12 protein-coding genes are annotated in these 14677 nt (G+C 61.3%); 4 read left to right on the forward strand and 8 right to left on the reverse strand.

Going from position 1 to position 14677, the window contains the following annotated elements; translation table 11 throughout:
* Nucleotides 1-28: 28 nt before the first annotated feature.
* A complete protein-coding gene (locus OQ248_RS12330) occupies nt 29-454 on the forward strand; it encodes a hypothetical protein (RefSeq protein ID WP_265812960.1) in 426 nt (141 codons plus the stop codon).
* Here the strand turns inward: OQ248_RS12330 and OQ248_RS12335 are convergent.
* Together OQ248_RS12335 and OQ248_RS12340 are read right to left on the reverse strand one after the other, a co-directional pair.
* Nucleotides 451-1836 carry a GTPase/DUF3482 domain-containing protein gene (locus tag OQ248_RS12335; protein ID WP_265812961.1) on the reverse strand — a complete coding sequence of 462 codons (1386 nt, stop codon included), beginning with the start codon at nt 1834-1836 and terminating at the stop codon, nt 451-453. The genes OQ248_RS12330 and OQ248_RS12335 overlap by 4 nt on opposite strands.
* The gene (locus tag OQ248_RS12340; protein WP_265812962.1) at nt 1829-3202 is read right to left on the reverse strand and encodes a DUF2868 domain-containing protein; all 1374 of its coding nucleotides are present in this window, start codon (nt 3200-3202) and stop codon (nt 1829-1831) included. Before OQ248_RS12340 ends, OQ248_RS12335 begins: the two co-directional genes overlap by 8 nt.
* Before the next feature lie 85 nt (nt 3203-3287).
* On the opposite strand from OQ248_RS12340, the gene OQ248_RS12345 reads away from it, so the two are divergent.
* On the forward strand, nt 3288-3800 hold the full coding sequence (locus OQ248_RS12345; RefSeq protein ID WP_265812963.1) for a dihydrofolate reductase: 513 nt from the start codon (nt 3288-3290) through the stop codon (nt 3798-3800).
* A gap of 40 nt (nt 3801-3840) precedes the next feature.
* Here OQ248_RS12345 and OQ248_RS12350 read toward each other — a convergent pair whose 3' ends face one another.
* Nucleotides 3841-5232, reverse strand: a complete 1392-nt coding sequence (locus OQ248_RS12350) for an L-cystine transporter (protein ID WP_265812964.1) — start codon at nt 5230-5232, stop codon at nt 3841-3843.
* Nucleotides 5233-5473: 241 nt separating this feature from the next.
* Between OQ248_RS12350 and OQ248_RS12355 the strand changes: the two genes are divergently transcribed.
* Nucleotides 5474-6529 (forward strand): haloacid dehalogenase-like hydrolase, encoded by a 1056-nt coding sequence (locus OQ248_RS12355; RefSeq protein ID WP_114886132.1) that lies wholly within the window; start codon nt 5474-5476, stop codon nt 6527-6529.
* A gap of 62 nt (nt 6530-6591) precedes the next feature.
* Here OQ248_RS12355 and ilvD read toward each other — a convergent pair whose 3' ends face one another.
* From ilvD to OQ248_RS12380, 5 genes are all read right to left on the reverse strand, one after another.
* A complete protein-coding gene (gene ilvD, locus OQ248_RS12360; RefSeq protein WP_064380052.1) occupies nt 6592-8433 on the reverse strand; it encodes a dihydroxy-acid dehydratase in 1842 nt (613 codons plus the stop codon).
* Nucleotides 8434-8688: 255 nt separating this feature from the next.
* Nucleotides 8689-9921, reverse strand: a complete 1233-nt coding sequence (locus tag OQ248_RS12365) for an MFS transporter (protein ID WP_265812965.1) — start codon at nt 9919-9921, stop codon at nt 8689-8691.
* Complete coding sequence (locus tag OQ248_RS12370) at nt 9914-10870, reverse strand: diiron oxygenase (protein WP_265812966.1); 957 nt, start codon at nt 10868-10870, stop codon at nt 9914-9916. Before OQ248_RS12370 ends, OQ248_RS12365 begins: the two co-directional genes overlap by 8 nt.
* Nucleotides 10867-11940 carry a SagB family peptide dehydrogenase gene (locus OQ248_RS12375; RefSeq protein ID WP_265812967.1) on the reverse strand — a complete coding sequence of 358 codons (1074 nt, stop codon included), beginning with the start codon at nt 11938-11940 and terminating at the stop codon, nt 10867-10869. The genes OQ248_RS12370 and OQ248_RS12375 overlap by 4 nt, the downstream gene beginning before the upstream one ends.
* Nucleotides 11941-12384: 444 nt before the next feature.
* Nucleotides 12385-13581 carry a class I SAM-dependent rRNA methyltransferase gene (locus tag OQ248_RS12380; protein ID WP_085709044.1) on the reverse strand — a complete coding sequence of 399 codons (1197 nt, stop codon included), beginning with the start codon at nt 13579-13581 and terminating at the stop codon, nt 12385-12387.
* Between the two features lie 266 nt (nt 13582-13847).
* Here OQ248_RS12380 and OQ248_RS12385 point away from each other — a divergent pair, with 266 nt between their 5' ends.
* On the forward strand, nt 13848-14660 hold the full coding sequence (locus tag OQ248_RS12385) for an HDOD domain-containing protein (RefSeq protein ID WP_162803536.1): 813 nt from the start codon (nt 13848-13850) through the stop codon (nt 14658-14660).
* Nucleotides 14661-14677: the final 17 nt, after the last annotated feature.

Here is a 14677-nt window from a genome sequence, read left to right on the forward strand (position 1 = left end):
ACTGGTTTTTTGCCGAAGGAGCGCACGGATGCGTTTTTTGAAAGTGATTGCTCGGGATCGATCCGGCAGCGGCGCAGGGGACAGTGCCCAGCTGCGCTTTCATGACAGTGAACAGGATTGGCGCGAAGCCTCTGCCCGTGAAGTCGCGCAACTGCGCAGCTTCACCCGAACCTATCTGAAATGTGCCTGGTTCAACGCGGCCGACGAGGACACGCGACATCTGCGGATCTTCGCTCTGAACCCCGGTAGCGATGGAACGCCGGAATCAGTGAGGCTGCACTTTCATCAGGGCGAAACCATCGCTTACAAGGCCGCCGTCCACGACCTGGATAACGATGGCCGCTTCGAGGTCGTCCTGAGTTCGGACGTCGACAACGACGGGCGCGCCAATCGCACCGATCGCAGCCGGGTGACGGCGCTGGTCAAACAGTTCCTCAAGCTCGGCTGGTTCTAGAGTTCGAGGACCTTGCCGACCAGTTCATCGATCTGTTCCTGACGCTGGGCCTGATTCAGTTTCGGGTGCGGATTGAGCGACGACCACTGCGGATGGGCCCGGGCCATGTTCAGCGCCTCCGGCAGCTTGCCTTCGCGCCAGGTCTTGTCCTGCGGCGTGGCCACCTGAATGCTGTCCAGTGCCGCATGACCCCGGGCATTCAGCGCCTGCAGCAGTTGCCGCTGACGCAGGGCCAGCAGACGCAACACATTGTCGTCGACCGTCAGTTCTCGCTGTCCTTTGATCTTGCCGAGCAGGCGGTTGCCATAGCTGCGGGCGGTTTGCAGGGCGCCGCCGGCAATCGCGCCGGCCAGGGCGGCGGCACCGAGGGTGATCCCGCCGACCAGCAAATCCACACCTGCACCGGCGGCTGCACCGGCCGCAATCCCGCCACCAACGCGCACGCCCAGTTGCTTGAGGGTTTCCGGGTTGAACAGGTCATCGCCCCAACGCCCGTCGAGCAGCGGCAAATCACTGGCCGCGGCGTCTTGCGGGCGGAAGGCGTAAAGCTTGAGCAGCGCTTCGACGCATTTCTGCTCGCGCTGGCGCACGGCTTTGCGCAGATCGCTAATGGCCTGTTGTTCCTGCTCGGCGTTGCTCGCCACGCTGCGTCTACACGCGGCACAGTCGATCAGCAATTCGGCAATCAGGCGCGCGGCACTTTGCTCACGGGCGAGGCGTTGGGCCTGTTGATCGGCGATCAGGCGTTCGAGCTGCGGGCGGGCGTTTTCCAGCAACAGTGCGAGGCTTTCATACAGCCGCCGCTCGCCATCTTCGGGCGGGGCGACGCTGTCGAAGCGCACCAGCGCATGCAGTCCCAGACGCGCCAGTGCTTCACGCCAGTCCGGCTCGCGGTGGTTGGCGCTGCTGACGAAATTCAGCACCGGCAGCAACGGTTTGCCGCAACTGGCCAGCACCTCCAGTTCATCGCGGTACTTGGCCAGCACCGGTTCGCGGGCATCGATCACATACAGGCCGGCATCGGAGTCGAGCAGTTGCCGCAAGACTTTGGCTTCCTGTTCGAAACGCTGACGCGCTTCGCTGCCGTCGAGAAACCGCGCCAGCCGCGCCGGGCCGTCGAGGCGTTCGCCGGGGCGTTCCAGACGCTCGAGAAAATCCAGCAGGGCGATGGCGTCTTCCAGGCCGGGTGTGTCGTAGAGGTCAAGCAGCGGTTCGCCATCCACCGACAACCGCGCGCCTTCGACATGCCGCGTGGTGCTCGGCCGATGGGAGACTTCGCCGAAGCCGACGTCGCGTGTCAGGGTGCGCAACAGCGACGTCTTGCCGACGTTGGTGTGGCCGACCACCGCCAGTTTCAGCGGCGCTTTCCAGGCATCAGTCATGTCCGTGCTCCAGCCAGTTCAACGGGGCGCAATCGGCGAACGGCAGCTCCAGTTGTTGCAGCGCCACGTGCCAGTCGCCGAGGCGTTCAGCGTCCAGCGCCTGTCCTTGCGGCGCCTGCAACAGCCAGACCCGGGTCGCGGCGGCATTGCGCGCCAGCTCGGCAATCAGCGCCAGGCTGCCGCGATCCGGTGAGCGCCGAGGGTCGCAGGCAATCGCGAGACGCGCCGGCGGAAAACGGCTGAGCTGTTCGAGCAGTTTGTTGCGCGACTCGCGACTGTCGAGGATGCCAGCGTTGCTGACGTTTTTCGGCAGCGTCGGCGGCCATGAGTGTTGATCGTCGAGCTCGATTGCCACCAGCAACGCGCCATCGCTGGCGTGTTCGCCAACGGTGCTTTCGACGCGGTGCAATTGCGCAGGCTCGGGGTCGGTGATGCCGAGGCGTTCGCTGGTCGGCATCAGGCGTTCGCGTAACTGAGCGTAACCGGGGAGGTTCAGGTCCAGACGCAACGCCGCTTTACCACTGTTCCAGCGCCAGAAGCAAAACAGCGCCAACAGCAGGCGCGGCAACACGCCGTACACCACCAGCACGCCGACCAGCCAGGTCGCCCAGGCCTGACGGGCGCTTTCGATGTTCAGCGCGGTGTCGCCGCTGGCGCGGATCATGTCCACGGTCGGCACGTTGAAGCCCAGCAGCGCCGGCAATGCGCCGAGGGCCTGGGTCATGTTGATGAACGTGTCGGCGCTGAGAATCGTGGTTTCCCAGACGAAGCCGTAGCGCCGGGTCGCCATCAGCGTCAGCAGCAAAACCAGCGCGCTGACCATCGCCAGCAACCACAGGCCATTGACCAGCGTACCGAGCGCCCAGCGATTGAGTTTCTTTCGTTGCAGCATCAGCAGCAGGGCCGGCGCCAGTTGCGCCGCCTTGGCGTCGCGGGCGAGTTTTTCACTGAGCCACAGCCACAAGCGGCCGAGAGTGGCGCCGTGTTCGCCGGCGAAGACCAGCCCCAGCGCCCAGCTCAACAGCAGAATCAGGTTCAGCCCGAGCAGACTGCCCAGGGCCCAGAACACATTGACCGGCGTCTGGCCCAGTGCGGCGAAGGCCAGACCCGCGCCGCTCAATACCGCGAGGATCGCCAGCAGCACGAGCGCAAGTCGTGCGCCTTGCAGCCAGTGCCTGAGCGCGGAGGTCAGACCATCACGCTCGGCCAGCCACAGGGCGCGGCGTTGAATGCGTCCCGGCAGATCGCCGCCGGCCGCGCGGGCCAGGCGATTGGCTTCCTGATCGTCCAGCGAGCCTGCGTGTTCTTCGCGCAGGCGCACGGTTTCGGTGAGCCAGAGGTTTTGCAGTGAAGTCAGTTCAGTCACGCGGCATCCCGATGCTTGATTGAGCCGTGAGCATAACCGCTGTGGCGCTTATCGGGGTAAGCGCGGCTCTGGTATCCTCGCCGGCATGACTAAATCACTCCCCCTCAGCCTGATCGCAGCCCTCGGTGAAAACCACGTGATCGGCGTCGACAACAGCATGCCCTGGCACCTGCCGGGGGACTTCAAATACTTCAAGGCCACGACGCTCGGCAAGCCGATCATCATGGGTCGCAAGACCTGGGATTCGCTGGGTCGTCCGTTGCCGGGCCGTCTGAATATCGTAGTCAGCCGCCAGCAGGATCTGGTGCTGGAAGGCGCGGAAGTCTACCCGTCGCTGGAAGCCGCCGTGGTTCGCGCCGAAGAATGGGCGAAAGAGCAGGGCGTCGACGAGTTGATGCTGATTGGCGGGGCGCAACTGTATGCGCAAGGGCTGGCGCAGGCGGATCGCTTGTATCTGACCCGTGTTGCGCTGAGCCCGGAAGGCGATGCGTGGTTTCCGGAGTTCGATCTGAACCAGTGGAAACTGATATCGAACGTGCCGAATCCGGCTGAAGGCGACAAACCGGCTTACCACTTCGAAGTCTGGGAAAAAGCCTGAATCCGTGGCGAGGGAGCACGCTCCCTCGCCACAGCGTCAATCAAGCCTGAGCAAGCTCCGCATGCTCATCGGCCTCCAGCAGGGCCTTGTCGGTCTGCTGCATCACTTGGCTGGTAATCGCGCCAGCGGTGATCGAACCACTCACGTTCAGCGCCGTACGACCCATGTCGATCAGCGGCTCGACCGAAATCAGCAACGCCACCAGCGAAACCGGCAAGCCCATGGCCGGCAGCACGATCAGTGCCGCGAAGGTCGCGCCGCCACCTACGCCCGCCACACCGGCCGAACTCAGGGTCACAATCGCCACCAGCGTCGCGATCCACAGCGGATCCAGCGGGTTGATGCCGACCGTTGGCGCAACCATCACCGCCAGCATCGCCGGGTACAGGCCGGCGCAGCCGTTCTGGCCGATGGTCGCGCCGAACGAGGCGGCGAAGCTTGCCACCGATTGCGGAATGCCCAGACGACGGGTCTGCGCTTCGATGCTCAGCGGAATGCTCGCGGCGCTGGAGCGGCTGGTGAAAGCGAAGGTCAATACCGGCCAGATCTTGCGGAAGAAACGCAGCGGGTTGATCCCGGCCGCCGACACCAGCAAGCCATGCACCACGAACATCAGGCCCAGACCGAGGTACGACACCACCATGAAACTGCCGAGCTTGATGATGTCCTGAAGGTTAGAACCGGCCACTACTTTGGTCATCAGCGCCAGCACGCCGTACGGGGTCAGCTTCATCACCAGACGCACCAGACGCATCACCCAGGCTTGCAGGGTGTCGATGGCGTTGATCACTTTCTGACCTTTCTCGACGTCATCCTTGAGCAGTTGCAGCGCGGCAACCCCCATGAACGCGGCGAAGATCACCACACTGATGATCGACGTCGGCTTGGCCCGTGCCAGGTCGGCGAACGGGTTCTGCGGGATGAACGACAGCAGCAGTTGCGGCACATTCAGGTCGGCGACCTTGCCGGCGTAGTCGGTCTGAATGGTTTGCAGACGGGCCATTTCCTGAGTGCCGGCGACCAGACCTTCGGCGGTCAGGCCGAACAGGTTGGTCAGGCCGATGCCGATCAGCGCCGCAATCGCCGTGGTGAACAGCAGCGTGCCGATGGTCAGGAAGCTGATCTTGCCCAGCGACGATGCGTTGTGCAGACGGGCCACGGCGCTGAGGATCGAGGCGAACACCAGCGGGATCACGATCATCTGCAGCAGCTGCACGTAACCGTTGCCCACCAGATCGAACCAGCCGATCGAGGCTTTCAGCACCGGGTTGCCGGCACCGTAAATCGTGTGCAGCGCGACGCCGAACGCCACGCCCAGCACCAGGGCGAGCAGGACTTTTTTCGCCAGGCTCCACGAGGTGTGACGGGTTTGCGCCAAGCCGAAGAGCAGGGCGAGGAACACCAGCAAGTTGAGAATCAGGGGCAGATTCATGAGGACTCCAGAAAAGACTGTGCCAACAACCTTCCGGGGCTGTTGCGAACCGGCAAGCCTAACAGTTTGATTTCCAATGATTTAATACCGAAATCAAAGGTCGTCCGTCGTTTTTGGAATAAGCGGGTGTCGCTCTCGGGGATGCAGTTGGCGCAAAAGGGACGTGGACGGTCGCTGACAGACGGTAACTGTCACACTGATTTGTTAGCGTCGATCTCTTTCAATCGGGGAGAAACGCAGAATGAAGTTCGCACCTAAATTGCTGGCTGCCGCACTCTGCTTCGGCCTTGTTGGCCAAGCGTTCGCCACTGACCTCAAGCACTGGCCGGCGGATCAGGCCAAGGCGCTCGACGCGATGATCGCGGCCAACGCCAACAAGGGTAACTACGCGGTGTTCGACATGGACAACACCAGTTACCGCTACGACCTCGAAGAGTCGTTGCTGCCGTTCATGGAAAACAAGGGCCTGATCACCCGTGACAAGCTCGACCCGTCGCTGAAACTGATCCCGTTCAAGGACACCGCCGACCACAAGGAAAGCCTGTTCAGCTACTACTATCGCCTCTGCGAAGTCGACGACATGGTCTGCTACCCATGGGTGGCGCAGGTGTTCTCCGGCTTCACCCTCAAGGAACTCAAAGGCTACGTCGACGAACTGATGGCGTCGGGCAAACCGGTGCCGGCGACCTATTACGAAGGCGATGTGGTCAAGAACATCGACGTGCAGCCGCCGAAAGTCTTCACCGGCCAGGCCGAGCTGTACAACAAACTGATGGAGAACGGCATCGAGGTCTACGTGATGACCGCCGCCTCCGAAGAACTGGTGCGCATGGTCGCGGCCGATCCGAAGTACGGCTACAACGTCAAACCGCAGAACGTGATCGGCGTGACCACCTTGCTGAAGAACCGCGAGACCGGCGAACTGACCACCGCACGCAAGCAGATCACCGCCGGCAAGTATGACGAGAAGGCCAACCTCGGCCTCGAACTGACCCCGTACCTGTGGACCCCGGCGACCTGGATGGCCGGCAAGCACGCGGCGATCCTGACTTACATCGACGAATGGAAAAAACCGGTACTGGTGGGCGGCGACACCCCGAGCAGCGACGGCTACATGCTGTTCCACAGCGTTGACGTGGCCAAGGGCGGCATTCACCTGTGGGTCAACCGAAAGGACAAGTACATGACCCAGCTCAACGGCATGATGGCCAAGCACGCGGCAGCCCAGGCGAAGGAAGGTTTGCCGGTGACGGCGGACAAGAACTGGGTGATCGTGAAGCCGGAAGAGATTCAGTAAGCCTCAAGGCAAAAAAAATGCCCCGCACTTGGCGGGGCATTTTTGTTTCTGCGATTTGACCCTTACAGGCCGTCGAGCATCGCCTTGTTACGCACCGCACCCTTGTCGGCGCTGGTCGCCAGCAGGGCGTAGGCCTTGAGGGCGGTGGTCACTTTGCGTGGACGCTTCTCGACCGGTTTCCAGCCCTTTTTGTCCTGCTCGACCCGGCGTGCCGCCAGTTCTTCGTCGCTGATCAAAAGGTTGATCGAGCGGTTCGGAATGTCGATCAGCACCTTGTCACCGTCCTGCACCAGACCGATCGCGCCACCGGCCGCAGCCTCTGGCGAAGCGTGGCCGATGGACAGGCCGGAAGTGCCGCCGGAGAAACGGCCATCGGTCAGCAGGGCGCAGGCTTTGCCCAGGCCCTTGGATTTCAGGTACGACGTCGGGTAGAGCATTTCCTGCATGCCCGGACCGCCTTTCGGGCCTTCGTAGCGAATGATGACGATGTCGCCTTCCTTCACTTCGTCGGCGAGGATGCCGCGTACGGCGCTGTCCTGGCTTTCGAAGATCTTCGCGTTGCCTTCGAAGACGTGGATCGATTCATCGACGCCGGCGGTTTTCACCACGCAGCCGTCCAGGGCGATGTTGCCGTACAGCACGGCCAGGCCGCCTTCTTTCGAATAGGCGTGTTCGAAGCTGCGGATGCAACCGTTTTCACGGTCGTCGTCCAGGGTTTCCCAGCGGGTCGACTGGCTGAACGCGGTTTGCGTCGGGATGCCGGCCGGGCCTGCCTTGAAGAAATGGTGCACGGCTTCATCGTCGGTCTGGGTGATGTCCCACTTGGCGATGGCTTCTTCCATGCTGCGGCTGTGCACGGTCGGCAGGTCGGTGTGCAGCAGGCCGCCACGGGCCAGCGAACCGAGGATGCTGAAGATGCCGCCGGCGCGGTGCACGTCTTCCATGTGGTACTTCTGGATGTTCGGCGCGACCTTGCACAGCTGCGGCACTTTGCGCGACAGACGATCGATGTCGCGCAGGTCGAAGTCGATCTCGGCTTCCTGGGCGGCGGCCAGCAAGTGCAGGATGGTGTTGGTCGAACCGCCCATGGCGATGTCGAGCATCATCGCGTTTTCGAACGCCTTGAAGTTGGCGATGTTGCGAGGCAGTACCGACTCGTCGTTCTCGCCGTAGTAGCGTTTGCACAGTTCGACGATGGTGCGGCCGGCCTGCAGGAACAGCTGTTCGCGGTCGCTGTGGGTGGCCAGGGTCGAACCGTTGCCCGGCAATGCGAGGCCCAGGGCTTCGGTCAGGCAGTTCATCGAGTTGGCGGTGAACATGCCGGAGCACGAACCGCAGGTCGGGCAGGCGCTGCGCTCGTACTCGGCAACCTTCTCGTCAGAAGCGCTGGAGTCGGCGGCGATGACCATGGCGTCGACGAGGTCGAGACCGTGGCTGGCCAGTTTGGTCTTGCCGGCTTCCATCGGGCCGCCGGAGACGAAGATCACCGGGATGTTCAGGCGCAGGGCGGCCATCAGCATGCCGGGGGTGATCTTGTCGCAGTTCGAGATGCAGACGATGGCGTCGGCGCAGTGAGCGTTGACCATGTATTCGACGGAGTCGGCGATGATCTCGCGGCTCGGCAGAGAATACAGCATGCCGTCGTGGCCCATGGCGATGCCGTCGTCCACGGCGATGGTGTTGAATTCTTTCGCCACGCCACCGGCGCGTTCGATTTCACGGGCAACCAGCTGGCCCAGATCCTTCAGGTGAACGTGGCCCGGTACGAACTGGGTGAAGGAGTTGGCAATGGCGATGATCGGCTTCTTGAAGTCGTCATCCTTCATCCCGGTGGCGCGCCACAGTGCGCGGGCGCCGGCCATGTTGCGGCCGTGGGTGGATGTTTTCGAGCGGTAATCTGGCATGGAGCACTCCGGGCGGCTAATCAGGTATCAAAAGGGAGTGAGCTTCTATTGACGTCTGGAACACTCAGAAATGGCCGTGTGTCCTGAAGTTGCCGATGACGTTGCGGGATCGCCGCTGGTCTCAGTCTGAGCTCATAAACCCGCCGGGGATGAATGGCGATGAATCTCGCGATTCTACACCGCTGGCGTCAGGAGGGAATGGCGCAAAACGTTGTTCCAGTGCTGACACCGCGTGTGGAATGACGACCGGCAGGTTTAATCGCCCCCCGGCTGTGCGATGGCGTCGGCTTGCAGGACTTTGGCGCGACGGCTGATCCGGTTGTTCAGCGCTAGCGCCACGCCACTGAGCAAGACAAAGGCGTAACCCAGGGTGGATTGCAGATTGGCCGGGCTGAGGCTGATCAAGGCACTGATCAAGCCACCGCAGATGAAGATGATCGTGCTGCCGGCCGAAGCCGAAGTGCCGGCGTTGTCCGGAAACAGGCTCATGGCCCGGGAGGTGGCAGCCGGCCGGGCAATGGTGGTGCCGGCGGTGCAGATCAGCATCGGGATCAGCACGGTTGCCGGTGCCAGTGCAAAACTCGACGACAGGTACAGCATGGCCACGCCGGCGAACAGTATCAGGCTCAGGCCGACAACGATCTGCTGGCCGCTGCTGATACGCCTGCTCAGCACGCTGGCGAGAATGCCTCCGGTGACGTAAGCCGCACCGTAGACCAGCAGGATCAAGGAGAACTCGTAGGCGGACAATTGCAGCCGGTCCATGAAGATCAGCGGCGAGATCACGATGAATGAAAAGTGGCAGGCGAACGCAAATGCCGAAATCAGCCAGTAACCGACAAAGTCGAAATTCCCCAGAACCCGTCGGTAAGCCGTGAGGAAATTCGTGCGCGTGCCACGGGTGGTCGGTCGGCTGTTGTCCAGAAACAGCCACGCCTTGAGCATCACCACGGCCGATAGTGCGATGAACACCCAGAAGCTGCCACGCCAACCCAAGGTTGCCTGCAGGAAAGTACCGGCAAGAGGTGATACCGAGATGAAAATCCCGCCAGCGGTGACCATCAGGATTCGCAGGCGATCGCGTTCCTCACCTTCGAACAGGTCCTGAACCAGCGCCTGGGACAGCACGAAGCAACCGCAGCCCAGCGCCTGCACGACCCGGAACATCAGGAACAGCGAATAGTCGGTGGTTATCACGCAGCCGAGGGCACCGAGCATTGAAACGCTCATGCCGGCGAGCAGCAAACCCTTGCGCCCGATCACATCCGACAGCGGCCCGATCAGCAACTGGGCGAAAGCGATGCCGACGGCGAACAGGCTGATGGACAGCGCGATGTCGGCCTGGGTGCTGCGAAAGTGCTCGGCCAGCGCCGGAAATGAAGGCAGCACCACATCCAGCGGAAAAACACCCAGCAACACCATCGCCAGCAACAGGCTGACGGCCCCGCGACGCTGTCGGGTCGTCACCCCGGATTTTCCTTTACCCATCGATCAATCCCGCCCTGGCGAAAAGTATCTGGTTGTAAGGTTCAGCGAAAAATCCGGCCTTCCTCAGTGCATTCAATGTGGCAATGCTGCCCGTCCGGGCACGTCGTCGGGAGGCTTGCGCTGTTGTCAGGCTTTCGAGTATTTCCAGCACGGCACCGTCGGCAATCCCGGCATCGCACAGACTTTGTCGCAGCCACTGTTCATCGGTTTCGAAGAAAATCCCGATGATCTCGAGCAAGGTGGTGGCGGTGAACGTTCTTTGCTGCAACCCCAGATGCAGCCAGAGGTAATGGAACACTTCGGTGAAGTAGCGACTGTGTCGCGCCTCGTCGGTGAGGTGATCGCGCAGCATGTCGTTGACCCCGGACACCAGGCTGTCCCGGCAGACGTCGAGCAGTTCCCGGGCAATGATGGTTTCCGAGACGAAGCCGAGCAGAAACCATGTCAGCGGCCGCCGCTGCGGAAGGGTTTCGTCGATCAGCCTGATCATGCGAGTGATCCGCCTGGGCATCACCGGGCGCCCGGTGATGCCGTAGAACCCGGCGATCTGTTCCGCGACCTGATGGGAGAACAGGGCGTGGTAGCCCTCATCGGTGTAGAGCTGCAGCGCGGCGGTTTTCATAGGGGGCGGAACATCGACCGGCAATTCGCCGTGGACGATGACTTCCACGGCGCGATTGACGATGCGGTGTTCGAGCAGGGTGGTGTAGTCGAGAAAGTGCACCAGATGATTGGCCGTGAGCCGGTGCACTACCGAGCGGCCCGTGGCTTCGATGGCCGGGTGGGCGAGGTAGGGCAGAAATGCCGGCGGGAACCAGTGACGGGTTTCCAGTTGTTGCGCTATGTCATCCGGCAAGCGGTAATCGTGGGCACTGGCACGCACGGATGCGCGAGTGTTCCAGTCGCCCAGCGAAAACTCGAAGACCGGGGCCCGGGAGGGAAGGCTCATGCTGGCATCTCACGCAGCAGATCGCGCATTTCCTGGCACATCGCCTGACCATCGCTTTCCCCGCAACCGACGAAGAACAGGGGTTGTTCCGCACTGTTCTCGAGTTTCAGCAACGTCTCGACCTGGTCGTCGGAAAACGCACCGGTCAGCCAGGTGTTCATGCCCAGGGCCGTGGCCACCAGTTGAAACGTCTGTGAGAGGTGCCCGGCTTCGACGAATGCCATTCGATAGGCGCGCGAGTGCGGGTATTTCCACCAGAGCCTGTCGAAGCGGGCGGTGATGAACAGGCCCAGTGGCAGGTTATTGATGAAGTGCTGGCCTCCCAGCAGATTGCCCAGTGCTGTGTCGGGCAAGGGATTGATGAAGCTCAGGGCGTGTTCCGCGGGGTGATAGGCGTATACGCCCGATGGCAGTCCGTCGACGTTCTGCACCAGCACGAACCCGGCGCAGGTATTGAGACCGCCCCCGGAAGGGCTGCCGCGCCGGGCGCCAAGCCCTTCGGCGATGCTGTCGTCGCGGTCGGCTTCGCGTTCTCGCAGGTAACCGAGGGACAGGTAAAGCAAGGTGCCGACTTCGTCCAGCGACAGGGGGGCGCCGGTGAAGGATCGGCAGGTCTTTCGCCGGATCAGTGAACCCGACAGGCTGTCGTCCTTCAGTGCCGGTGGTGCGGGCAGGGCGATGAGTGCGTTCGGGGCGGTGTCCACAGGGACGTCCGCCGGAGGCGACGTGGCAAGCACAGTGTTGCAGTGTTCGAGGTATTGCCTGGACCATTCCTGAATATTTCGGGGCGTGTGTTCGCAGGGAATATTCCGGGTGCCGATATGGTAGATCCTGGACAGGTCATCCCAGCCCCAGACAGGCGCTGCGATTTTTGAAGAAGTCAGTATTCCGGCATTTAGAAGTTGTGTGTCTATTGTGTTGTTGTTGTCATATAAAGCAGGCTCGTGAATAAGTTGTGCCAGTCGAAAGGAGTATTCGAGATCAAGTTCGTGCTGAGTATGATCTTTGTAGTTCCAGACTATCTGGCCGGGCGTTCGTGGCAGTATGAATAAATAAGGATTTATATGCATGTTGGGGAACGCTGCTCTGGGTAGGTATTTTGCCAGAGGCGCTGGGTAGCCGGCATACCCAGCGCCCACCTTACTTAACGGGCTTTAGGGGCGACCAGAAAAGCCAGGTTTGCGAGGGTGCGGGATTCCAGAGTAATTGCTTTCATGATTGAACTCCTTGTTCATTGTTGCTTCGTGGTTAGTTGATGTCACCTTCGTGGTGACGACTTAATAATAGTTTGTAATGGATTAATCGCAAGCAAATATTAAGTAGGAATAATCCAGTAATTTTGTCGGAGTGATCTTTGGTCGGAAGTAAATGTGTAAGTTAAATTCCAGTAAATAAAATAGTTAAGGAAATATCCTGCACGCCGGCAGGACAATAAATGTAGGAAAGCAAAGCTCAAGACAAAAAGAAGGGGAGCCCGCGGGCTCCCCTTTGACAGCATCAATGCCGTGCGTCTGTCAGCTGTTGGGCAGCAGACGGCAGGTGATGCTCTTGATGTAGCGGGTTTCCGCAATGGCCGGGTGCACCGGGTGATCCGGGCCCTGACCGCCGCGTTCCAGCAACTGGATGTTGCGATCCAGGTGACGGGCGCTGGTCAGCAGGATGTTCTGCAGATCGTCTTCCGGCAGGTGCATCGAGCACGAAGCGCTGACCAGGATGCCGTCCTTGTTGAGCAGGCGCATGGCTTGCTCGTTCAGGCGACGGTAGGCGCCTTCACCGTTTTTCATGTCCTTCTTGCGTTTGATGAACGCAGGCGGATCGGCCACGATCACGTCGAAGCGCTCTTCGCTGGCCTTGAGTTCCTTCAGGGCTTCGAAGACGTCGCCTTCGATGCAGGTCATCTTGTCGGCGAAACCGTTCAGCGCGGCATTACGCTCGACGCCGTCGAGAGCGAAGCCCGAGGCATCGACGCAGAATACTTCGCTGGCGCCGAATGCGGCAGCCTGCACACCCCAGCCACCGATGTAGCTATACAGGTCCAGCACGCGTTTGCCTTTGGCGTAAGGCGCCAGGCGCGCGCGGTTCATACGGTGGTCGTAGAACCAGCCGGTCTTCTGGCCCTGGATCACCGGGGCTTCGAATTTCACGCCGTTCTCTTCCAGAGCAACCCACTCCGGCACCAGGCCGAACACGGTTTCGGTGTAGCGCTCCAGACCTTCGGCGTCACGGGCGGCGGAGTCGTTCTTGAACAGAATGCCGCTCGGCTTGAGCACCTGGGTCAGTGCCGCGATCACATCATCTTTATGGGCTTCCATGGTGGCGGAAGCGATCTGCACCACGAGGATGTCGCCGAAACGGTCGACCACCAGACCCGGCAGCAGGTCGGAGTCGCCGTAGACCAGGCGATAGAACGGTTTGTCGAACAGGCGCTGACGCAGGGACAGCGCGACGTTCAGGCGATGCACCAGCAGCGACTTGTCCAGTGGCAGCTTGATGTCGCGCGACAGCAGGCGGGCGCAGATCAGGTTGTTCGGGCTCATGGCCACGATGCCCAGCGGCTTGCCGCCGGCGGCTTCGAGGATCGCCTGGTCGCCGGCCTTGAAGCCGTGCAACGGGGTGGCGGCCACGTCGATTTCGTTGCTGTAGACCCACAGGTGGCCGGCGCGCAGGCGACGGTCGGCGTTGGCTTTGAGGCGCAAGCTAGGCAGGGACATGACGTCGCTCCGGAAAAAAGAGCGGGAGTATACCGTGTTGCGACGCAGGCGGGTTCGGTGCTGGACATGTGGCGCACAGGCGTGGCGCGCAAAGGGACGAAGGCAGAATTCTGTCCATGGTCTTGAATGAAAGTTTCCGCCGATCTGCCCCTGATGTGTCGTTCGTCGGTTTTTAGGGGTTAGAATCGCCGCCTGTCCAAGAGTATGTACTTATGTCCCAAGAGCTGACCACCGAACAGATTCAACAGTCCCTGCAAGGCATCAGCGTGCCGGCGCAACCGCAGATCATGGTGGATCTGCAAATGGAGCAGTACATGCCCGACCCGGACCTGGAGACGATCGCCAAGCTGATCTCCCAGGATCCCGGCCTGTCCGGCTCTCTGCTGAAAATCGTCAACTCCCCGTATTACGGCCTGAGCAACAAGATCACCTCGATCAAGCGCGCGGTGAACCTGCTGGGCAGCCGCTCGATCATCAACCTGATCAACGCGCAGTCGATCAAGGGCGAGATGAACGACGACACTATCGTCACGCTCAACCGTTTCTGGGACACCGCCCAGGACGTGGCCATGACCTGCCTGACCCTGGCCAAGCGCGTCGGCACCGAGGCGAGCGACGAAGCCTACGCGTTGGGCCTGTTCCATGACTGCGGCGTGCCGCTGATGCTTCAGCGTTTCCCGGATTACATGACGACGCTCGAAAAGGCCTACGCCAACGCGAGTGCCGAACGCCGGGTCGTGGACACCGAGAACGATGTCTACAACACCAATCACTCGGTGGTCGGTTACTACACCGCCAAGTCCTGGCGCCTGCCAGAGCATGTCAGTGCGGCCATCGCCAATCACCACAACGCCATGGCGATCTTCAGCGACGAGACTTCGCGCAACAGCCAGATGAAAAACCTGCTGGCGATCCTGAAAATGGCCGAGCACATTTGCGCGTCGTACCGGGTACTGGGCAACCAGAGCGAAGACTTCGAGTGGCAGGCTGTCGGGCCGCTGGTGCTGGAATACATCGGTCTTTCGGATTACGACTTCGAAACCCTGAAGCAGACGATCCGCGAACTCGGCGCACACTGATCAAGACACTCAAGATT

This window comes from Pseudomonas sp. COW5, assembly GCF_026240005.1.
In the GTDB taxonomy this organism is placed as follows: domain Bacteria; phylum Pseudomonadota; class Gammaproteobacteria; order Pseudomonadales; family Pseudomonadaceae; genus Aquipseudomonas; species Aquipseudomonas kribbensis.

What these genes read in the sequence shown, in the direction of transcription:
- OQ248_RS12330 (WP_265812960.1), top strand. Translation starts at nt 29, where the DNA reads ATGCGTTTTTTGAAAGTGATTGCTCGGGATCGATCCGGCAGCGGCGCA.
- OQ248_RS12335 (WP_265812961.1), bottom strand. Translation starts at nt 1,836, where the DNA reads ATGACTGATGCCTGGAAAGCGCCGCTGAAACTGGCGGTGGTCGGCCAC.
- OQ248_RS12345 (WP_265812963.1), top strand. Translation starts at nt 3,288, where the DNA reads ATGACTAAATCACTCCCCCTCAGCCTGATCGCAGCCCTCGGTGAAAAC.
- OQ248_RS12350 (WP_265812964.1), bottom strand. Translation starts at nt 5,232, where the DNA reads ATGAATCTGCCCCTGATTCTCAACTTGCTGGTGTTCCTCGCCCTGCTC.
- OQ248_RS12355 (WP_114886132.1), top strand. Translation starts at nt 5,474, where the DNA reads ATGAAGTTCGCACCTAAATTGCTGGCTGCCGCACTCTGCTTCGGCCTT.
- ilvD (WP_064380052.1), bottom strand. Translation starts at nt 8,433, where the DNA reads ATGCCAGATTACCGCTCGAAAACATCCACCCACGGCCGCAACATGGCC.
- OQ248_RS12365 (WP_265812965.1), bottom strand. Translation starts at nt 9,921, where the DNA reads ATGGGTAAAGGAAAATCCGGGGTGACGACCCGACAGCGTCGCGGGGCC.
- OQ248_RS12370 (WP_265812966.1), bottom strand. Translation starts at nt 10,870, where the DNA reads ATGAGCCTTCCCTCCCGGGCCCCGGTCTTCGAGTTTTCGCTGGGCGAC.
- OQ248_RS12375 (WP_265812967.1), bottom strand. Translation starts at nt 11,940, where the DNA reads ATGCATATAAATCCTTATTTATTCATACTGCCACGAACGCCCGGCCAG.
- OQ248_RS12380 (WP_085709044.1), bottom strand. Translation starts at nt 13,581, where the DNA reads ATGTCCCTGCCTAGCTTGCGCCTCAAAGCCAACGCCGACCGTCGCCTG.